The following is an 18,159-nucleotide window of genomic DNA, read 5'->3' as shown; positions in this document are numbered from 1 at the left end:
TCAGGTGCGCAGCCACCGGCGGATCGCGAAGCCGGCCGACAGCGCCGCGAGGAGCACGCCGATGCCGATGAGCACGGGCACCACATATGCGGCATCCTGCATGCTCACCCAGGTCGTGATGAACGGCACCCTGCCGCGCAGATATCCTTCGACCCCGAAGTGCACCCCTGCGACGACCGCCGCGCTGGCGAGCACCGAACCCAGGAACGCCGCGAACACTCCCTCGAGCACGAACGGGGTCTGGATGAAGCGGTTCGATGCTCCGACGAGCCTCATGATGCCGATCTCCTTGCGCCGCGCGTACGCTGACAGCCGGATGGTCGTGCCTATCAGGAGGATCGCGGCGATCAGCATCAGCGCGGCGATGCCGACGGCGATGTACGTCGCCACGGTGAGCGCCGAGAACAGCGGTTCGAGGTACTGCAGCTGGTCCTTCACCTGCTCGACGCCGACCTTGCCGCTGAACGCCTCGACGAGGACCTGCGACTGGGTCGGATCCTTGAGCGTGACGTAGAAGCTCTCCGACATCTGGTCGGCGGTGAACAGGCTGGCCTTGTCCGCGCCGAGCTGCGCGACGATGTTCGCGTAGGCCTCGTCCTTGTTCTCGAATCGGACGTTCGAGATGAGTCGTGCGAGCGCGTCCCCTTCCAGGGTCGCCTTGACCGCGGCGACCTGATCCTCGTCGGCCGCGCCGCCGACGCAGGCATTTGTGGGCTCGGACAGCGGCGAGCACATCGAGACCACCACCTGCGCGCGGTCGGTCCAGTAGCCGCGCATGGTGCCGATCTGAGCCTGCATGAGGATCGCCGCTCCGACGAACGTCAAGGACACGAAGGTCACCAGCACGACGGAGATCACCATCGAGATGTTGCGTCGAAGGCCGCCGAGGGCCTCCGTGAGGATGAGTCCGATTCTCATGAGGTCGGCCCCACTTCGTCGTCGCCGTCGTCGGAGAGTCCCAATCTGTCGGCGACGCCGAGTTCGGCGACGTCGACCTGCGGGAGGACGATCGGGTGCGTGCGGGGGCCCACCGCGGCGGGAGCCTCTGCGGGCTTCTCCTCCTGCGGTGCCTGCTGCGGCTCGATGGGGGCCGCCTGCGCTTCGGGGATCTCGGATGCCGCGGGCACGGCATCGGGGGTCGAGGCCTCCGCCTTGCGCTGAGCACTCAGCTCCTCTGCCAGCGCCGCACGGACGACCGAGAGGTCGGCGGTCTGCCGCTGGACCTCCTGGACGGCGGTGAGGGCTGCGGCCGCCGCGGCTCCTCGCACCTCCTCGGGGACGAGACGCGGGATGTTCGAGGTGTCGCCGTAGCCGCCGTGGACCTCGTCGCGCACCATCTCGCCGTCGCGGAGCTCGATCACGCGACGCTGCATCGCGTCGACGAACGCGGCCTCGTGCGTCGCCATGAGCACCGTCGTGCCACCGGCGTTGATCCGGGCGAGCAGCTGCATGATGTCGACGGAGGTCGCGGGGTCGAGGTTTCCGGTGGGCTCGTCGGCGAGCAGCACCTGAGGGCGGTTCACGAGAGCGCGGGCGATGGCCACGCGCTGCTGCTCGCCGCCGGAGAGCTCATGGGGCATGCGCTTCTGCTTGCCGTCGAGGCCCACGAGCGCCAGCGCCTCCGGCACCGCCTGCTGGATGAAGCCGCGCGAGGATCCGGTCACCTGGAGCGTGAAGGCGACGTTCTGGAAGACGGTCTTCGACGGGAGCAGGCGGAAGTCCTGGAACACCGAGCCGATGTGGCGGCGGAAGTACGGGACCTTGCGGTTCGCGAGGGATCGGAGGTCACGGCCGAGCACGGCGACACGGCCCGACGTCGGCACATCCTCTCGGAGGATGAGTCGCAGGCACGACGACTTGCCGGACCCCGACGCCCCCACGAGGAAGACGAACTCTCCTCGCTGGACCTCGAAGTCGACACCGGACAGAGCGGGCCTGGTGGTCCCGCGATAGCGTTTCGTGACGTTCTCGAACCGAATCATGGCGGTACGAGCCTAAGCGCCTGCTCCCGTCTGCCGTCGAGCGACACCCCGCAGCCATGAGCGTGTCACCGCTCACTGCTATACATGAAGGTGCTGATCCACGCCGCCCGCGTGGGCTCCGAGGTCCGAGGGGGACACGATGACCACACCCGCAGGCTGGTACGACGACGGCTCCGGACGCCAGCGGTGGTGGGACGGCGAGCAGTGGACGGAGCACTTCGCTCCGCTCGTCGAGCCCGAGGCGCCCGCGACGGATGCCGCCCCCGTGGCCGAGAGCACCCCGGACTCGCAGCTCTCCTCGGAGACGCCCGTCGAACAGACGCCGCAGACGGATGCCGCAGTCGAGGCCCCCGCAGCGGTCGACGCCGCCCCGGCCGAGGCGGTCCCCACCGCCGCCGTCGCGGAGACGAGCACCGCTGCCGATGCGCCGTCGGACATCGAGGGCACCGTCATCGCGTCCGAGGCCGTCGCGTCCCCCGAGACGCCGATCGCCGCCCCCGAGGATGCGGTCATCGCTCCCGAGGCTGCGGCCCCTGCAGAGACCGCGGCGCCCGCTGAGACTGAGGTGACTGCCGCGCCGGACTGGTCCGCCCCTGCGGCGGGCGCACCCGCGGCGGCCGCGCCCCAGGACGAGCAGCCGACGACCCCCTTCATCGCACCGGGCGCGACGGCGCCGACGGCTCCGCTTCCGCCCTATGCCGCGGGAGCCCCGGCCCAGGGATACCCCGCCCCGGGCGCATACCCCGGCTCGGCGCCGTCACAGCCCTACCCCGGCACGGCGCCGACCTACCCCGGAGCTGCGCCGACGTACCCTGGAGCGGCTCCCAGCTACCCCGGCGCCTACCAGGCCCCCTACGCGGCCGCCCCCACGGGCCCCGTGCCGCTCTCCGTCCTGGGTCTCGTCGGCCTCGGCATCGCCGGACTCGGCACGATCCTCTCCTGCATCCCGTTCACGATCATCTTCGGCTGGTTCCTCCTCTTCGCCGGATTCGTCGTGTCTCTGATCTCGGTGTTCCTCAAGGGACGCAAGTGGCCGGGAATCGCGGGAATCATCGTCTCGGTGCTGGGCACGATCCTCGCGGTGGTGATGGCCATCGTGTTCACCGTCTCGGCCGTCGGCTCCGCGATCAGAGACCTGCCGACCGATCTCCCGACGAGCAGCACCGACTCGGGAACCGACACCGGCACGGACTCCGGCACGGACTCCAGCGACAGCGGCTCCGCCTCCGGAACGGTCGTCGAGGGCGCGATGGGCGAGACGGTGACCGTCCCGCACTCGACCGGGACCGGCGACATCGTCATCGGCTCGGCGACCTGGAGCACGTCCGACGGCAGCGGCATCGACGCCACCAACGGCGGATTCCTCACGATCGATGTGACGTGGACGGGCGTCGACGGCACCACGTACGTCGGCCCGTTCTACTTCACGGTCGAGACCGCCGACGGCACCGAGGGCACCTACGACTTCTTCGCCGACAGCCAGTTCGAGAACGCAGAGCTGGCGGCCGGGGAGACGGCGCATGGCACGGCGACGTTCGACATCGCGCAGAGCGATTCCTACACGGTCGTCGTGCTCGACGGCATCCTGCAGCCCGTGGCGCGCATCACCGTGACGCCGTCGGCCGGCTGATCCCGACGGAGGGCGACAGATGACGATTCCGGCGGGCTGGTACGACGACGGGTCAGGACGTCAGCGGTGGTGGGACGGCCTGCAGTGGACCGAGCACCTCGTGGAGGCGCCCGCACCGGCCCCGGCGCCGGCAGACTCCACGGCTTCCGCGCACCCCGTTGATGCCGCTCAGAGTGCAGAGGCTCCCGCCGCCGCGGCTGTCGCGTCCACGCCCAGCGTCGACGCGACAGCGCCGAGCAGCGACGCGGCTCCGTTCGCCCCTCCATTCGAGCTGCCCGCTCCCGGGGCGTCGGCCGCTCAGTTCGCCGAACAGCCGACCGTGTACCCCGGATACTCCGGATCCGCTCCCCCGTACACGACCGCACCCGCGCCCGCGAAGAAGGGGCTGTCCGTCCTGGGGCTGGTGGGCCTCATCGTCGCCGTCGTCGGAATCGTCGTCTCGTGCATCCCCCCGATCGCCGTCGGCGGCTGGGTGCTGCTCGGCCTCGGCTTCGTGCTGTCGATCGTCTCGCTGTTGCTCCGCGGAGCCAAGTGGCCGGGCTTCCTCGGTCTGGGCGCCAGCGGTCTCGGCGCGATCCTCGCGGTGGCCGTGGCCCTCATCTCGTTCACGGGATCGGCCGCCCCCTCCGGTCCTGTCGCCGAGGAGAGCACTGCCCCCTCCGATGCGCCGAGCGCTGAACCGACCCCGGTCGATCCCGCCGACGTCGACGGCGCGGTCATGAAGGGCCTGATCGAACTGACGGTGGGAGACTGCATCCCCCTCATCGATTACGGGGATAAGGGGGTGTACGAGGTGCCCGTCGTCCCGTGCGATCAGCCGCACACCGACGAGGTCTACTTCGTGTTCGACGTCGAAGGGCCCGAATTCCCCGGCGACAAGGCGGTCGACGTCGAGGCCCAGACCCGGTGCAGAGCCGAGTTCGAGACCTTCGTCGGCATCCCGTATGCGGACTCCGTGTTGGATTTCTACTACTACGTGCCCACGAAGCGCAGCTGGACGCTCGACGACGACCACGCGATCCAGTGCATCGTCTACAGCGAGGAGGACGTCACCGGCACTCTCGCCGGCGCCGCCCAGTGAGCGGGATCAGTCTTCTTCTTTGCGCTTCCGCCAGCGGATGCCGGCGGAGATGAAGCCATCGAGATCGCCGTCGAACACGGCGGCGGGGTTGCCGGACTCGTGCCCGGTGCGCAGGTCCTTGACGAGCTGCTGGCCGTAGAGGAAGTAGGAGCGCATCTGGTCGCCCCAGCTCGCCGTGATGTTGCCGGCGAGCTCCTTCTTCTTCGCTGCTTCCTGCTCCTTCTGCAGGAGCAGGAGGCGGGTCTGCAGCACGCGCATGGCGGCGGCGCGGTTCTGGATCTGCGACTTCTCGTTCTGCATCGACACGACGATGCCGGTCGGGAGGTGCGTGAGGCGCACGGCGGAGTCGGTGGTGTTGACCGACTGGCCTCCGGGGCCGGACGACCGGAACACATCGACGCGGATGTCCCCCTCGGGGATGTCGACCTCGGTCGCCTCCTCCATGAGCGGGATGACCTCGACGGCGGCGAAGGACGTCTGACGCTTGTCGGCGGAGCCGAACGGGCTGATGCGAGCGAGCCTGTGGGTGCCGGCCTCGACCGACAGCGTGCCGAAGGCATAGGGGGCCTCGATCTCGAACGTGGCCGACTTGATGCCAGCGCCCTCCGCGTAGGAGGTGTCCATGACCTTGACCGGGTACTTGTGCTGCTCGGCCCAGCGCAGGTACATGCGCATGAGCATCTCGGCGAAGTCGGTGGCGTCGTCGCCGCCCGCGCCGGAGCGGATCGTGATGATGGCGCTGCGCTCGTCGTACTCGCCGTCCATGAGCGTCTGCACCTCGAGCTGATTGATCAGCTCGGTGAGCGCGGCGAGCTCGGCGCGCGCCTCGGCGGCGGAGTCCTCGTCGTCCATCTCGTTGGCGAGGCCGACGAGCACTTCGAGGTCGTCGAGGCGGTTGCCGATGCCCTCGACCCTGGCGAGGGCCGACTGGCGGTGGCTGAGCGCGCTGGTCACCTTCTGGGCCCGCTCGGTGTCGTCCCAGAGGTCGGGGGCACCGGCCTCTTCGCTGAGGCGGGCGATGTCTGTGCGGAGCGCTTCGACATCGACGACCTCGCGGATGTCACCGTAGGTGACTCGCAGGGCCTGGATGTCGGCGGAGAGATCGAGTTCGAGCATGGCTCACCCAGCCTAGCCTGCCGAGTAGAGTCGCAGTGATGAGCAGCGCATCCGTGGTCCTGAGGCAGTTCGGGCCCATGGTGTACCTGCCGACGCTGCTGTTCTCGCTGGGCGAGGGCGCGGTGATCCCGCTGATCCCCGTGGTCGCGGCGTCGATGGGCGCCGATATCGCCCTCGCCGCGCTCATCTCGTCCGCTCTGGTGGTCGGTCAGCTCTGCGGCAATCTGCCCGCAGGATGGGCTGTCGCCCGCATCGGCGAGCGTATGACGATGGTGATCGGCGGCGTCGTGGCGATCGCGGCGGGCGTGCTGATGCTGTTCGCTCCGACGCCCGCTGTGCTCGCGGCATCCGTCTTCCTGCTCGGCTTCTGCGCTGCGGCGTTCGGGCTGGCGCGGCACGCCTTCATGACGACGCGCGTGCCCGTGGACTTCCGCGCCAGGGCGCTGTCGCTCCTGGGCGGCAGTTTCCGCCTCGGGATCTTCATCGGTCCGTTCGTCGCCGCCGGGCTCCTGCAGTTGTTCGGCGCCGAGGCCGCCGCGTTCTGGTTCTTCCTCGTCTGCCTCGTGGTGATGGTCGTGCTCGTCGTGTTCGGCCCCGACCCGGAGAAGACCGTCCCGGTGCCGCCCTCCTCTGTGTTGACCGAGGACTCGGGCGAGGTGGTGAGCGGTTCGATCCCGACGATCGAGCGCGCCGGGGTCTTCCGCACGATGTGGCAGCAGCGTGCCGTGCTCGGGCGTCTCGGGCTGGCGGCCGCGTCGCTCTCGGCGGTGCGCTCGGCCCGCCAGGTGCTCCTGCCGCTGTGGGGCCTCTCCCTCGGTCTCGACGCCTCCACGATCGCCCTCGTGGTGGGTGTCTCCGGCGCGATCGACTTCGCCCTGTTCTACGCGAGCGGGCAGGTGATGGACCGGTTCGGCCGACTCTGGGCGGCGATGCCCGCCATGGTGCTCATGGGAGCGGGGTTCCTCGCCCTCTCGTTCACGCACGACCTGGACGCCTCCGTGCTGTGGTTCGGCATGTTCGCGGCCATGCTCGGCGTCGGCAACGGCCTGTCCAGCGGCATCCTGCTCACGCTCGGCGCCGATGTCGCTCCGAAGCGCGAACCGGCGGCCTTCCTCGGTTCCTGGCGGACGCTGACGGATGCCGGGGGCGCCGTCGCCCCGTTGATGATCTCCGGGGTCATCGCGGTCGCATCCCTGCCGGTCGCCGCAGCCGCCATCGGAGTGGTCGGTCTGCTGGGCGCTGTGGGCTTCATCCGCTGGATCCCGATGTTCGTGCCGCGGACGGCGGCCGACGAGACCTGATCGATCCGGCACGACCGCGTTCACTGCAGCGCCGTGCGACTGGTGCCCGTCGCCTCGAGGCGGACGCCGTCCGGCAGGAACAGGGAGAAGAGCGGCGGATGCCACTCCCCCTCCACCGTCACGCGCGCGGACAGTCCGTCCGGGGTGCCGGCGGACACGAGACGCGCATCCGTCGGCAGCGCGGAGAGCAGTGCGTCGACCTGCGCGCGAACACCCTCGTCGTCGAGTTCGGCTCGCGCCTCCTCACCGTCGAGGGTCAGCGTGAAGCCGTCCGCTCCGGCGAGCGCGGCGGAGTCGGCGAGCGCGTCGAGCCGCTTCTGGGTGACGTAGAGATCGGTCGCGCAGACGCACACGAAGATCAGGGTGAGCGCGAGGAGAGCGTAACCGAGCGCCAGCAGGAGGACACTCCCTTCGTCGTCGCCTGCCGTCCGAGCGGCCATCAGCCGCCCGCCCACAGTCGGGAGATCTTCTGCACCGAGGCGGCCTCGACCGGGATCGCCGTGGACTCGTCGAGCCCCAGCACCGACGGCATCAGGGGCAACTCGATGCGGGTGCGGACCGTGACCGTCAGCGTGGCTCCCGCGGCTGGGCACTCCGCGCCGACCGGCGTGCATACGAGCGACACTTCGACGGACTCGGGGTCGAGGCCGTACTCCTCGACGACCGCCGCGAGCACCTGCTCGCCCCGGGTTGCGGCGCTCGCAGGGTCGGATGCCTGGGCGATCAGCCGAGCGGTGTGCCGCGCGGCCGCTTCCACCCCGAGGGTCTGCTCCTGGATGACCCCGAGCGTCGCGATCAGGTAGACGAGAGGCACGAGCAGGATGAGCCCGACCGTGATGAACTCGAGTGCGGCCGAGCCGTCTTCATTCTTCACCCAGCGACTCCACCGGCGCATGCGCTTCCACCTCCAGAGCGTGTGGGATGCCGAGCAGACCGATCACAGGGAGCGTGGTGCGAACTCTCACAGTGACCTCCTGCTCCGTCATGGAGATCGTCACGTCCTCCGCGTAAGACGCCCCCACCGCGCGGTTCACGGCGATCCGAGTGCGCTCCACCCCCTCCTCGGGCTCCGTGTCGGCGAGTGCCGCGTAGTATGCGCCCTCCACCGCGGCATCGTGCACGACATTGCGCACGTACACGGCGAGCGCGAGCTGCAGCACGGCGAGCGCGAGCACCGTGAGGAGTGTGCCCACCAGAACGAACTCCACCGCACTGGATCCGCGCTCGTCGACCAGCTCACGCCGCAGGGACATGTCAGAGCCCCGAGACCCGTTGGATGGCCTGCTCGAAGAGGGCGCTCAACGCGGGTCCCGCGACCGCCCAGATGAGAACAACCAATCCCGCGGTCATCAGCGTCACGAGCACCCAGCCGGGCACGTCGCCGGTCTCGTCAGCTGCGACCTCGTTCGCCCACTCACCAGGGCGTCGCCACCATCGTCGAAGAGTCGTCATTGTCGTCCTTTCGTGGAGCGCTCAGCCGATGCCGAGGCGGAGGATGAAGAGGCCGGGGTAGATCGCGAAGAGAACGCTCAGCGGGAGGATGAGGAACACCAGTGGGAGGAGCATCAGGATCTCCTTGCGCCCCGCCTGCTCGATGAGCGTGCGCTTCGCGTCTTCGCGCGCATCGCCGGCCTGGGCGTGCAGCACCGCGGTGAGGGGCGCGCCGTGCTCCAACGCGGACACGACCTGGTCGACGGCTCTCGTGAGCCCGGGCAGCTGGAGCCGGGACGCCATCTCGCCGAGCGCATCGGCCAGAGGCGAACCCGTCCCCACGACCAGTACGACCTGTCGCAGTTCGGCGGTCAGCTCACCGGAGCCGATCGCTGCGACGCGACGGAGCGAGTCGAGCAGTCCCTCCCCCGCGGAGAGGCACAGTGCGAGGAACTCCAACGTGGTCGGCAGCTCGTCGGCGAGCCGCACTCGTCTGGCCTTCGCCCGCGCGGTCAGCTGCATGTCGTATCCGAGAGCGGCAGCACCGCCGCCGAGCAGAGGCAGCATCGCCACGGGCACGGTCATCCGCCCGAGGAGGACCAGCGCGATCAACGCCATCGCACCCGCGCCGATCCCCGCCAGCATCCAGCCCAGTTGCCGACCGCGGAAGGCCGCCGGATCCGTGCTCAGGCCCGCCTGGGCGATGCGCTGGCGCAGCGACTCCCCGCCTCCGAGAACCCGTTCGAACGCCACCAGCATCCACTGCCAGGCCGTGCGTCGCGTCGCGGGCAGCACGCCGACCCGCGGAAGGACCGCGGAGGGCAGGGCGTCATCGACGACGACGTCTCTCACGTAGGGCGCGATCCGCACCGTCAAGGAGGCCGCGCGCCATCTCGGAAGGGTCGCGAGGATGCAGAGCGCTCCGATCGCGAAGCCGCCGCCGGCGAGGATCGCGACCGCGATCGCGGAGAACCCGCTCATCCGAACCACCGCCCCGGCTCCGGCAGCCGTCCGATTCGGACCATGATGCGGTAGGCGGCCACCGACACCGCGGCTCCGACGCAGATCACCAGCATGCCCTCCGGGGTGCCGTACGCCGATGCGCCCTCCGGCCTCATCACGAGAAGCCCGAGGATGATCCACGGAGCGACGGAGCCGAGGACGGCGGCTCCACGGATCCACGACTGACGAGCCTCCACCTCGCCACGGAGGGCCGCGTCCGCCCGCACGGATGAGGAGAGAGCTCGCAGCACGCCGGTGAGCTCCGTTCCTCCGACCTGCCTCGCCATCCGCAGCGTCTCGACGATGCGGTCGGCGATCGGATCGGCGAGCGAGTCCTTCAGCCGGTCGAGGCTGCTCTCGAAACGCCCGGTCGCGCGAAGATCCCTCTCGAACACGATGAAGGCCGGACGCAGCATGGACGGCGCCGACTCGGCGAGGTTCGCCACGGCGTCAGGCAGCGACAGCCCCACCCTGATCGAACCGATCAGCAGGTCACAGACATCGGGCCAGAGCAGCCGTCGAGCTTTGCGCAGGCGAAGACGTCGCGAACGCAGGAACGCGACCGGGACTCCCGCACCGGCCGCGCCGGCGAGAGCGGAGAGCGCGGAGAGCCCGGTGAGCAGCCAGGCGACCGACGCCGCCGTCAATGCCGTGGCCACCGTCGCCGCGACGATCGCCCGCGTGCCCAGCGACGCGAACCCCGCTTCGCCCGCGAGGCGAGCGAGCCTCCCCCGTCCTTCCGGTCGGGGCGCCTCTGTGCGGCGAGGCCACAACCACGGCGAGGCGCAGAGCAGCACCCCGGCGGCCAGGACGGCCCCGAACAGCACGGTCATGCACCGACCTCCACGCGTCGCAGCTCCCCGCGGGTGCGGGTATGCCGGGTCGCGTCCGCACCATGCTCGTACAGGGTCCTCGAAACGATCCGACCGTCGACGATCTCCCCCGTCGGCGCGATCACCTCCCGCACCCTTCGTGTGCCATCGAGGTCACGACCGCAGTGGACCACGAGATCGACGGCCATCGCCAGCGCCGGCGCGATGAACGACCGATCGATGTTGCGTCCGGCGAGCAGCGGCAGCAGGGTCAGCTTGTCGAGAGCGTCGGCGGCCGAGTTCGCGTGCACGGTGGCCGCTCCGGGCACGCCGGTGTTGAGGGCGAGGACGAGATCGAGCGCTTCGGCGTCGCGCACTTCGCCCACGACGAGCCGATCGGGGCGCATCCGCAGCGCCTCCTTCACCAGTCGCCTCAGGGTGATCTCGCCCGTTCCTTCGAGACTGGCCTGACGCCCCTGCAGCGCGACGAGATCGGGGCCGTCCACCGCGAGCTCGAAGGTCTCCTCCACGGTGATGATGCGCTGCCGGTCTGCGCAGGAGGCGAGCAGGGCCGCGAGGAGAGTCGTCTTGCCCGCGTGGGTCGCCCCGGACACGATGACGCTGCGTCCCTCGCGCATCGCCCGCCTCAGCGTCGTCGCGAGCCCTTCCGGAAGCGCTCCCTGCGCGGTCAGCGACTCCAGCGTGCGGTGACCGGGGAGGAACTTGCGGATGTTAAGTGCCCATGATCCGCGCACCACGTCGGCGATCGCGACGTGCAGCCGCGAGCCGTCGGGGAGGGAGGCGTCGACGAACGGCTGGCCGATGTCGACCCGGCGCCCCGTCGACTGCAGCATCCGCTCCACGAGATCGCGCAGCGCCGTCTCCGTCAGGCGCAGATCGACGCGCTCGGCGACGCCGCCGCGCGCGACGTGGATCCGTTCGGGGCCGTTGCACCAGATCTCCTCGATCTCGGGATCGTCGAGCAGCGGCTGCAGAGCACCGAAGCCGCTGACGGCGGCGAGCACCTCTCGCACGCACCCCGGCTCGTCGTCGATCATCGCCTCGCCGCGTGACAGCGCGGCATCGTTGAAGCGGCGGACCTCGGCGAGCGCCACGCGGCGGGCCGCATCGGGATCGATCGACGGATCGGTGCCCTCGGCGCGCAGCCGCATGCGAAGGCGTTCGGCGACGAGGACGGAGGGTGGGAGCACCCGAGCATCCTCGCAAGATTCGCGGAACGGCCGCGGAAGTTATCCACAGCCCGGGTCCGGGCGGATGCTCAGGATCGCTCTGGACGGCGGTCAGTAGACTGATTCCACCGCGCGGGAGTGGTGAAATTGGCAGACACGCAGGATTTAGGTTCCTGTGCCCTAGGGCGTGTGGGTTCAAGTCCCACCTTCCGCACTGTTCGATCGCACTCTGTGCGATCAGACACTCGACCGCCGCACATCTTTCTCCGACGGGACCCCCATGCATCACGCCGCTCTCATTCCCTGGCTCGACCCCGCCACCATCATCGGCAACGCCGGCCCCTGGGCTCTCCTCGTGGTGTGCTTCATCGTGTTCGCCGAGACGGGGCTCCTCATCGGATTCCTCCTGCCCGGCGACACCCTCCTCGTGATCTCGGGACTCCTGTCGCACACCTCCGCGGCGCTGCCGCACGGCGTGTTCGGCATCAACGTGTGGATCGTCGCGCTCCTGATCGGGCTCTCCGCCTTCGTCGGCGGCGAGGTCGGATACCTCATCGGACACAAGGGTGGCCCCGCGGTCTTCGAACGCAAGGAATCGGGCCTGTTCAGCAAGAAGAACGTCGAGCGCACGAACGCGTTCTTCGAGCGCTTCGGCGGCATCACCGTCATCCTCGCCCGATTCGTGCCGATCGTGCGCACGTTCGCGCCTGTCGCCGCGGGCGTGGGGCACATGCCGTGGCGCCGGTACACGCTCTACAACCTCATCGGCGCGATCCTCTGGGGCTTCGGCCTGACGATGTTCGGCTACCTGATCGGGTTCATCCCGCCGGTCGCCCACTTCGTGGAGAGCTACATCGACCTGATCCTGCTCGCCGCCGTCGGCGGCACCGCGCTGGTCACGCTCTGGCACTACCTCTCCGAGCGCTACAAGGCGAAGAAGGCCGCGGCCTCCGGGGAGGACGTCGTGACGGATGCCGCTGAGGCCGAGGCGCTCGCGCTCGACCTGGACGGCGACGACAAGAACTGACCCGGCTCAGCCGGCGTTCTTCGCCTTCTGCTCCTTCGATCGCGCGACGCTGGCGCGCAGCGCCTCCATCAGGTCGATGACCTCGCCGCCTGCCGCCTCAGCATCCGATTCTCCGAACGTCACCGCTGCGTCGAATGTGTCGCCCGCCTCGATCTTGGCGTCGATGAGGGTGCGCAGCTCCTTCTGGTACTCGTCGACGAACGCCTCGGGGTCGAAGTCGGCCGAGTAGCTCTCGACGAGAGACGAGGAGAGCTCCAGCTCCTTCTTCGAGATCGTCACGTCCTCGTCGAGGACCGGGAACTCGGCCTCTCTGACCTCGTCCGCCCACAGCAGCGTCTGCAGCACCAGCACCTTCCCGCGCACGCGCAGCGCCGCCAGCCGGGTCTTCTGCCGCAGCGTGAACCGCACGATCGCGGTGCGATCGGTCTGCTCGAGCGTCTTGCGCAGCAGCACGTACGCCTTCGGCGACTTCGAGTCGGGCTCGAGGTAGTACGGCTTGTCGAGGGTGAGCAGGTCGACCTGGTCGGAGGGGACGAACTCGACGACGTCGATCTCCCTGCTCTTCTCGGCGGGGAGCGCGGCGAGGTCGTCCTTCGTGAGCACGACGGTCTGCCCCTCGTCGACGTACGCCCGATCGATGTCGGCGTACGCGACGGTCTCACCGCACACCTCGCACGTCCGCTGGTAGCGGATGCGTCCGCCGTCCTTCTCATGCACCTGATGCAGCGGCACATCGTGGTCCTCGGTCGCGGAGTACACCTTGACCGGCACGTTCACGAGACCGAAGGTCAGTGCGCCCTTCCAGATCGTCCTCATCACACCAGTAGACACCAGTCACACCCGTCACGACCAGTCCCTTGACTACGCTGGCGTCATGGTCGCGGATGCTCAGATGGTGCAGGTCGACGGCCGCCGCCTGCGCGTCACCAACCTCGACAAGGTCGTCTACCCCGAGACGGGCACCACCAAGGGCGAGGTCATCGCCTACTACACGCGGATCGCACCGCTCCTGCTCCCCCAGCTCGCGGGCCGTCCTGTCACCCGCAAGCGCTGGGTCGAGGGCGTGGGCACCGCCGCACAGCCCGCCGACGCCTTCTTCACCAAACAGCTGGAGCGGGGAGCGCCGTCGTGGATCCCCCGGCAGGAGATCCGTCACTCGGACGGCCCCAAGGAGTACCCCCTCGTCGATGAGGTGGCGACTCTCGTCTGGCTCGCGCAGGTGGCCGCGATCGAGCTGCACGTCCCGCAGTGGCGCTTCGCTCCCGACGGACTCCCCGGCCGCCCCGACCGCCTCGTCCTCGACCTCGACCCCGGTCCCGGCGTCGAGCTCGCGCAGTGCGCCGAGGTCGCCCGGATCGCGCGCGTCATCCTGTCGGACATGGGCCTCGACACCGTCCCCGTCACGAGCGGCAGCAAGGGCCTCCACCTCTATGCGGCACTCCCCGGAGCGCAGACGAGCGCGGAGATCTCCGAGGTCGTGAAGGAGCTGGCCCGGATGATCGAGAACGAGCACCCCGAGCTGGCGACGAGCGTCATGGCGAAGGCCGCCCGCGGCGGCAAGGTGTTCCTCGACTGGAGCCAGAACAACGGCAAGAAGACGACGATCTCCCCCTACTCGCTGCGCGGCCGGGCGCAGCCGTGGGTCGCGGCGCCCCGCACCTGGGACGAGCTCGACGATCCGGCTCTCGCCCAGCTCGACCTCGACCAGGTCCTGGAGCGCGCGGCAGACGGCCTCGACCCGTTCTCCGGGTTCCGCCCCGCGAGCGCGGGCCCCTCGGGTGCGGTATCGGCTCCGATGCCCGCCCCCACCCCACGCCGCGCGCACGCGCGCATCCCGCGCCCCGCAGAGCCGGGCACTCCGGCGCCCGTCGCCCCCATGCTGGCCGAGAACGGCACCCCCGCCATCGCGAGGGGGCTGAGCCCGCAGCCGTGGGTGGAGGTGAAGTGGGACGGCATCCGCGCCGTGGCCTCGTGGTCCGGCGGACGGATGCTGCTGCACGCCCGCAGCGGCACCGACATCACGGCGCGCTACCCCGAGCTCACCGCCGACGGAGCCCCCTTCCTGCCTGTCGCCGACGCCGTGCTCGACGGCGAGATCGTCGCCTTCGACGGCACGGGGCGCCCCAGCTTCTCCCTGCTTCAGAATCGGATGCACCTGACCAGGTCGCGGGAGATCGAGCGGGAGGTGGTGCGGACGCCGGTGCTCTTCCTCGCGTTCGATCTCCTGCGCCTCGACGGGCACGACCTCACCTCGATGCCGCTCGCCCAGCGACGCACGCTCCTGGAGGACGTCGTCGCCGATCTCGACGCCCCGGTGCAGGCCCCTCCGGTCTTCGACGACATCGACGCGGCCCTCGCCGCCAGTCGCGAGTTCGGGCTGGAGGGCGTGGTCGTGAAAGATCCCTCCTCCCGCTACCGTCCGGGGCAGCGGTCGCCGTCGTGGCTCAAGCTCAAGCACACGCGGATGCAGGAGGCGGTGATCGTCGGCATCCGCCCCGGCAAGGGCGACAGGGAGGGCACGATCGGCTCGCTTCTGCTCGCCGTGCCCGATCCGATCACGCTGCGCTACGTCGGCCGGGTCGGCACCGGATTCACCGAGCGGATGCTGCACGATCTGCTCGCGCAGCTCACCCCGCTGCGCGTCGACGCTGCGCCCCTGGACGGCGTGCCAGCCCTCGACGCCTCGGACGCGCTCTGGGTGCGTCCGGAGCTCGTGGGCGAGGTGGAGTTCGCGAACTGGACGCCCGACGGCATCCTCCGCCACGCGCGGTGGCGCGGCCTGCGCCCGGACAAGACCCCCGCCGAGGTCGTCGTCGACGCGTGATCCTCCGCGCGAGCGGCGGCGCGCTCTAGGATGGGCGCGACCACCAGGAGGAGGACGCCCATGTCATTCGGCGAAGCGATCACGACCGTGCTGCGCAAGTACGCGGACTTCACCGGCAGAGCCGCCCGCCCCGAGTTCTGGTGGTGGATCCTCTTCTCCGCCCTCGTCGCCGCCGCTCTCGGCGTCTTCGAGGTGCTGCCGGTCGGCGACGGCTCGAGCCTCGGCGCCATCCTGTCGAGCCTGTGGGGCATCGCCGTGCTGCTGCCGACGCTGGCCGTGCTCGTGCGCCGCCTGCGCGACACGGGCCAAGGCTGGGGCCACGCGTTCTGGCTGCTCGTGCCGATCGCGGGGCTCATCGTGCTCGCGATCATGCTGTCCCGGCCGGGCATCCCCGACACGGGCGCCGTGACCGCCTAGGCGTGGTGCGGTTCGCAGTCGGACTGCTCGGCCGGCTCGATCTGGAACGTCGAGTGCTCGACGTCGAAGTGCTCGGCGAGGCAGGACTGCATCTCGTTCAGCAGGGCCGCTGAGCGGCCGTCCGCGAACATCTCCGGAGCGACGGTGACGTGCGCGGTGAAGACCGGTGCACCTCGCGTGAGCTGCCACACGTGCACGTCGTGCACGCCGACGACGCCCTCGTAGCCGAGCAGATGCGTGCGGATCTCGCTCACCGCCGTGCCCTTGGGCGCGGACTCGGCCAGCACGGAGAAGACCTCGCGCAGCAGGGAGATCGCGCGCGGAATGATCATCACGGCGATGAACATCGAAGCGATCGCGTCGGCCGGCATCCATCCGGTGGTGACGATCACGATCGCGGCGACGATCACCATGGCCGATCCGATCAGATCGCCCATGACCTCGAGGTACGCCCCGCGCACGTTGATGCTGGTGCGCTGCGCCCGGCTGAGGAGCCACATCGAGATCGCGTTGGCGATGAGTCCGACGGCCGCGACGACCAGCATCAGGCCGCCGGCGACCTCCACCTCCCCTGGGTCGATCAGTCGTCCGATCGCCTCGACGCCGACCCATCCGGCCAGCGCGATGAGGATGACCGCGTTGATCAGGGCGCCGAACACCTCGGCGCGCTGATATCCGAAGGTGCGTCTGTCGTCGGCGGGGCGTGCGGCGACGGCCGCGGCGATGAGGGCGATCAGGAGCGCCGAGGCATCCGTGAACATGTGCGCCGCATCGGCGAGGAGCGCGAGAGAACCCGTGAGGATGGCGCCGATGACCTGCACGACCATGATCGTCGCCGTGAGGCACAGCGAGATCGTCAGCAGACGTCGATGGCCTGCCGAGCGGATGCCGCCTGCTGCGGGTGCGTGATCGTGCATACGACCAGGCTAGACCGGGCCCACGCCCCGAGGACGTGGTTCCGGCTAGTCGGGAATGGTGATGATTCTCAGTTCGCCCGGTCGTCCGTCACAGCTGCGCGAGCAGCGGTCCGAGCTCCATGAAGGCGCGGGCGCGGTGCGACTGCGCCTGCTTCTCCTCCGCGGTGAAGTCGCCCACCGTGCGCTCCTCGCCCGCCGGCTGACCGTCCGGGATGAAGATCGGGTCGTAGCCGAAGCCGCCCCCGCCGGTCGCCGTGTGCGCGAGCCGCCCCGGCCACTCCCCCACTACGACGTGCTCGGCGCCCTCCGGGGTCACCAGCGCGATCGCGGAGGTGAAGTGCGCCGCGCGGTGCGGGTCGGCGATGTCGCGCAGCTGGTCGAGCAGCAGCTCGAGGTTCGCCACGGCATCCTTCTTCTGCCCCGCCCAGTACGCCGAGAACACGCCGGGCGATCCGCCGAGCACGTCGACGCAGATGCCGGAGTCGTCGGCCAGCGCCGCGAGCCCGGTGTGCGCAGCAGCCGCGCGCGCCTTCAGCAGCGCGTTCTCGGCGAACGTCACGCCGTCCTCGACCGGCTCAGGGCCGTCGTAGCCGATGATCTCCAGGTCGGGGCGGGTCGACGCCGTGATCTGCTGGAACTCCGCCACCTTGTGCGGGTTGTGCGTGGCGAGGACGATCTGCATCAGCCCGCGAGCGCCTTCAGCTGAAGCTCCTTGAGGTCGGAGCAGCCCGCGACGCCCAGGTCGAGAAGGGCGTCGAGCTCGCGCTTGTCGAAGGGCGCGCCCTCGGCGGTGCCCTGCACCTCGACGAACAGGCCTCGACCGGTGACGACGATGTTCATGTCGGTCTCGGCGCGCACGTCCTCGACGTATGCCAGATCGAGCATGGGCTCTCCGTCGATGATGCCGACGGACACCGCGGCGACGGAGTCGAGCAGCGGCGTGGAGTTCCGGCCGATGAACTTCTTCTCCCGGCCCCACTCGATCGCATCGGCCAGCGCGACGTAGGCGCCGGTGATCGCGGCGGTGCGGGTGCCGCCGTCAGCCTGCAGCACGTCGCAGTCGATCACGATCGTGTTCTCGCCCAGGGCCTTGGTGTCGACGACGGCGCGCAGCGCCCGGCCGATCAGACGGGAGATCTCGTGGGTGCGGCCGCCGATGCGACCCTTCACGCTCTCGCGGTCGTTGCGGCTGTTCGTCGCCCGCGGGAGCATGGCGTACTCGGCGGTGACCCAGCCCTTGCCCTTGCCGGTGAGCCAGCGGGGCACGCCGTTCGTGAAGGATGCGGTGCACAGCACCTTGGTCCCGCCGAAGCTGATCAGGGCAGAGCCCTCGGCCTGAGCGCTCCAACCCCGTTCGATGGTGATCTCGCGGAGCTGGTCGGTGGAGCGGCCGTCGGCGCGGACGATGGATGACATGGACTTCCTTCGG

The 18,159-nt window shown here is 69.9% G+C and carries 20 protein-coding genes and 1 tRNA gene; 7 read left to right on the top strand and 14 right to left on the bottom strand.

What is annotated here, in order from left to right:
• Both ftsX and ftsE read right to left on the bottom strand, forming a co-directional pair.
• Complete coding sequence (ftsX, locus tag LC438_RS06975) at window positions 1-918, bottom strand: permease-like cell division protein FtsX (RefSeq protein ID WP_223586184.1); 918 nt, start codon at window positions 916-918, stop codon at window positions 1-3.
• Window positions 915-1,982 carry a cell division ATP-binding protein FtsE gene (gene ftsE, locus LC438_RS06970; RefSeq protein WP_105672408.1) on the bottom strand — a complete coding sequence of 356 codons (1,068 nt, stop codon included), beginning with the start codon at window positions 1,980-1,982 and terminating at the stop codon, window positions 915-917. The genes ftsX and ftsE overlap by 4 nt, the downstream gene beginning before the upstream one ends.
• A gap of 139 nt (window positions 1,983-2,121) precedes the next feature.
• Here ftsE and LC438_RS06965 point away from each other — a divergent pair, with 139 nt between their 5' ends.
• Entirely contained in the window at window positions 2,122-3,612 is a 1,491-nt protein-coding gene (locus LC438_RS06965) for a DUF2510 domain-containing protein (RefSeq protein WP_223586183.1), read from the top strand.
• 19 nt (window positions 3,613-3,631) lie between these two features.
• Window positions 3,632-4,693: a DUF2510 domain-containing protein gene (locus tag LC438_RS06960; protein WP_223586182.1), complete on the top strand. Its 1,062-nt coding sequence runs from the start codon at window positions 3,632-3,634 to the stop codon at window positions 4,691-4,693.
• A gap of 6 nt (window positions 4,694-4,699) precedes the next feature.
• Here LC438_RS06960 and prfB read toward each other — a convergent pair whose 3' ends face one another.
• Window positions 4,700-5,809, bottom strand: a complete 1,110-nt coding sequence (gene prfB, locus LC438_RS06955; protein ID WP_105672410.1) for a peptide chain release factor 2 — start codon at window positions 5,807-5,809, stop codon at window positions 4,700-4,702.
• 38 nt (window positions 5,810-5,847) lie between these two features.
• On the opposite strand from prfB, the gene LC438_RS06950 reads away from it, so the two are divergent.
• Entirely contained in the window at window positions 5,848-7,110 is a 1,263-nt protein-coding gene (locus LC438_RS06950; RefSeq protein ID WP_105672411.1) for an MFS transporter, read from the top strand.
• A 20-nt stretch (window positions 7,111-7,130) separates the two neighbouring features.
• Here LC438_RS06950 and LC438_RS06945 read toward each other — a convergent pair whose 3' ends face one another.
• From LC438_RS06945 to LC438_RS06915, 7 genes are read right to left on the bottom strand one after another with little or no spacing between them, the layout of a single operon-like run.
• Window positions 7,131-7,550 carry a pilus assembly protein TadG-related protein gene (locus LC438_RS06945; protein WP_105672432.1) on the bottom strand — a complete coding sequence of 140 codons (420 nt, stop codon included), beginning with the start codon at window positions 7,548-7,550 and terminating at the stop codon, window positions 7,131-7,133.
• On the bottom strand, window positions 7,550-7,984 hold the full coding sequence (locus LC438_RS06940) for a TadE family protein (protein ID WP_223586181.1): 435 nt from the start codon (window positions 7,982-7,984) through the stop codon (window positions 7,550-7,552). Before LC438_RS06940 ends, LC438_RS06945 begins: the two co-directional genes overlap by 1 nt.
• Window positions 7,974-8,363: a TadE/TadG family type IV pilus assembly protein gene (locus LC438_RS06935; RefSeq protein ID WP_223586180.1), complete on the bottom strand. Its 390-nt coding sequence runs from the start codon at window positions 8,361-8,363 to the stop codon at window positions 7,974-7,976. Before LC438_RS06935 ends, LC438_RS06940 begins: the two co-directional genes overlap by 11 nt.
• Window position 8,364: 1 nt before the next feature.
• Window positions 8,365-8,562: a hypothetical protein gene (locus tag LC438_RS06930; protein WP_223586179.1), complete on the bottom strand. Its 198-nt coding sequence runs from the start codon at window positions 8,560-8,562 to the stop codon at window positions 8,365-8,367.
• Between the two features lie 21 nt (window positions 8,563-8,583).
• A complete protein-coding gene (locus LC438_RS06925) occupies window positions 8,584-9,522 on the bottom strand; it encodes a type II secretion system F family protein (RefSeq protein WP_105675273.1) in 939 nt (312 codons plus the stop codon).
• Window positions 9,519-10,376 carry a type II secretion system F family protein gene (locus LC438_RS06920; RefSeq protein WP_105675275.1) on the bottom strand — a complete coding sequence of 286 codons (858 nt, stop codon included), beginning with the start codon at window positions 10,374-10,376 and terminating at the stop codon, window positions 9,519-9,521. The genes LC438_RS06925 and LC438_RS06920 overlap by 4 nt, the downstream gene beginning before the upstream one ends.
• Entirely contained in the window at window positions 10,373-11,566 is a 1,194-nt protein-coding gene (locus LC438_RS06915; protein ID WP_374197868.1) for a CpaF family protein, read from the bottom strand. The genes LC438_RS06920 and LC438_RS06915 overlap by 4 nt, the downstream gene beginning before the upstream one ends.
• Window positions 11,567-11,677: 111 nt before the next feature.
• On the opposite strand from LC438_RS06915, the gene LC438_RS06910 reads away from it, so the two are divergent.
• Both LC438_RS06910 and LC438_RS06905 read left to right on the top strand, forming a co-directional pair.
• Window positions 11,678-11,759: transfer RNA gene (locus LC438_RS06910), tRNA-Leu, on the top strand.
• A gap of 66 nt (window positions 11,760-11,825) precedes the next feature.
• Complete coding sequence (locus LC438_RS06905) at window positions 11,826-12,572, top strand: DedA family protein (protein WP_223586178.1); 747 nt, start codon at window positions 11,826-11,828, stop codon at window positions 12,570-12,572.
• A gap of 6 nt (window positions 12,573-12,578) precedes the next feature.
• On the opposite strand, the gene LC438_RS06900 is transcribed toward LC438_RS06905, so the two are convergent.
• A complete protein-coding gene (locus LC438_RS06900; RefSeq protein ID WP_105675393.1) occupies window positions 12,579-13,388 on the bottom strand; it encodes a Ku protein in 810 nt (269 codons plus the stop codon).
• 58 nt (window positions 13,389-13,446) lie between these two features.
• On the opposite strand from LC438_RS06900, the gene ligD reads away from it, so the two are divergent.
• Window positions 13,447-15,396: a non-homologous end-joining DNA ligase gene (ligD, locus tag LC438_RS06895; protein ID WP_223586177.1), complete on the top strand. Its 1,950-nt coding sequence runs from the start codon at window positions 13,447-13,449 to the stop codon at window positions 15,394-15,396.
• Between the two features lie 60 nt (window positions 15,397-15,456).
• Window positions 15,457-15,813: a DUF805 domain-containing protein gene (locus tag LC438_RS06890; protein WP_223586176.1), complete on the top strand. Its 357-nt coding sequence runs from the start codon at window positions 15,457-15,459 to the stop codon at window positions 15,811-15,813.
• On the opposite strand, the gene LC438_RS06885 is transcribed toward LC438_RS06890, so the two are convergent.
• The 3 genes from LC438_RS06885 to rph all read right to left on the bottom strand — a co-directional run bounded on the left by LC438_RS06885 (window position 15,810) and on the right by rph (window position 18,146).
• Complete coding sequence (locus LC438_RS06885) at window positions 15,810-16,730, bottom strand: cation diffusion facilitator family transporter (protein WP_223586175.1); 921 nt, start codon at window positions 16,728-16,730, stop codon at window positions 15,810-15,812. The two genes, LC438_RS06890 and LC438_RS06885, sit on opposite strands and share 4 nt — an antisense overlap.
• Window positions 16,731-16,818: 88 nt before the next feature.
• A complete protein-coding gene (gene rdgB / locus LC438_RS06880; protein WP_223586174.1) occupies window positions 16,819-17,412 on the bottom strand; it encodes an RdgB/HAM1 family non-canonical purine NTP pyrophosphatase in 594 nt (197 codons plus the stop codon).
• Window positions 17,412-18,146 (bottom strand): ribonuclease PH, encoded by a 735-nt coding sequence (gene rph, locus LC438_RS06875; RefSeq protein ID WP_223586173.1) that lies wholly within the window; start codon window positions 18,144-18,146, stop codon window positions 17,412-17,414. Before rph ends, rdgB begins: the two co-directional genes overlap by 1 nt.
• Between the last annotated feature and the right edge of the window lie 13 nt (window positions 18,147-18,159).

The organism is Microbacterium sp. OVT16B, assembly GCF_019969705.1.
GTDB classification, from domain to species: Bacteria; Actinomycetota; Actinomycetes; order Actinomycetales; family Microbacteriaceae; genus Microbacterium; species Microbacterium natoriense.
This window is presented reverse-complemented; position numbering and strand designations above follow the sequence as displayed.

Coding starts and splice junctions, on each gene's coding strand:
- rph (WP_223586173.1), bottom strand. CDS start 18,146: ATGTCATCCATCGTCCGCGCCGACGGCCGCTCCACCGACCAGCTCCGC.
- LC438_RS06965 (WP_223586183.1), top strand. CDS start 2,122: ATGACCACACCCGCAGGCTGGTACGACGACGGCTCCGGACGCCAGCGG.
- ftsE (WP_105672408.1), bottom strand. CDS start 1,982: ATGATTCGGTTCGAGAACGTCACGAAACGCTATCGCGGGACCACCAGG.
- LC438_RS06945 (WP_105672432.1), bottom strand. CDS start 7,550: ATGGCCGCTCGGACGGCAGGCGACGACGAAGGGAGTGTCCTCCTGCTG.
- LC438_RS06930 (WP_223586179.1), bottom strand. CDS start 8,562: ATGACGACTCTTCGACGATGGTGGCGACGCCCTGGTGAGTGGGCGAAC.
- LC438_RS06925 (WP_105675273.1), bottom strand. CDS start 9,522: ATGAGCGGGTTCTCCGCGATCGCGGTCGCGATCCTCGCCGGCGGCGGC.
- LC438_RS06920 (WP_105675275.1), bottom strand. CDS start 10,376: ATGACCGTGCTGTTCGGGGCCGTCCTGGCCGCCGGGGTGCTGCTCTGC.
- ligD (WP_223586177.1), top strand. CDS start 13,447: ATGGTCGCGGATGCTCAGATGGTGCAGGTCGACGGCCGCCGCCTGCGC.
- LC438_RS06890 (WP_223586176.1), top strand. CDS start 15,457: ATGTCATTCGGCGAAGCGATCACGACCGTGCTGCGCAAGTACGCGGAC.
- LC438_RS06905 (WP_223586178.1), top strand. CDS start 11,826: ATGCATCACGCCGCTCTCATTCCCTGGCTCGACCCCGCCACCATCATC.
- LC438_RS06885 (WP_223586175.1), bottom strand. CDS start 16,730: ATGCACGATCACGCACCCGCAGCAGGCGGCATCCGCTCGGCAGGCCAT.
- rdgB (WP_223586174.1), bottom strand. CDS start 17,412: ATGCAGATCGTCCTCGCCACGCACAACCCGCACAAGGTGGCGGAGTTC.
- ftsX (WP_223586184.1), bottom strand. CDS start 918: ATGAGAATCGGACTCATCCTCACGGAGGCCCTCGGCGGCCTTCGACGC.
- LC438_RS06900 (WP_105675393.1), bottom strand. CDS start 13,388: ATGAGGACGATCTGGAAGGGCGCACTGACCTTCGGTCTCGTGAACGTG.
- LC438_RS06950 (WP_105672411.1), top strand. CDS start 5,848: ATGAGCAGCGCATCCGTGGTCCTGAGGCAGTTCGGGCCCATGGTGTAC.
- prfB (WP_105672410.1), bottom strand. CDS start 5,809: ATGCTCGAACTCGATCTCTCCGCCGACATCCAGGCCCTGCGAGTCACC.
- LC438_RS06960 (WP_223586182.1), top strand. CDS start 3,632: ATGACGATTCCGGCGGGCTGGTACGACGACGGGTCAGGACGTCAGCGG.
- LC438_RS06935 (WP_223586180.1), bottom strand. CDS start 8,363: ATGTCCCTGCGGCGTGAGCTGGTCGACGAGCGCGGATCCAGTGCGGTG.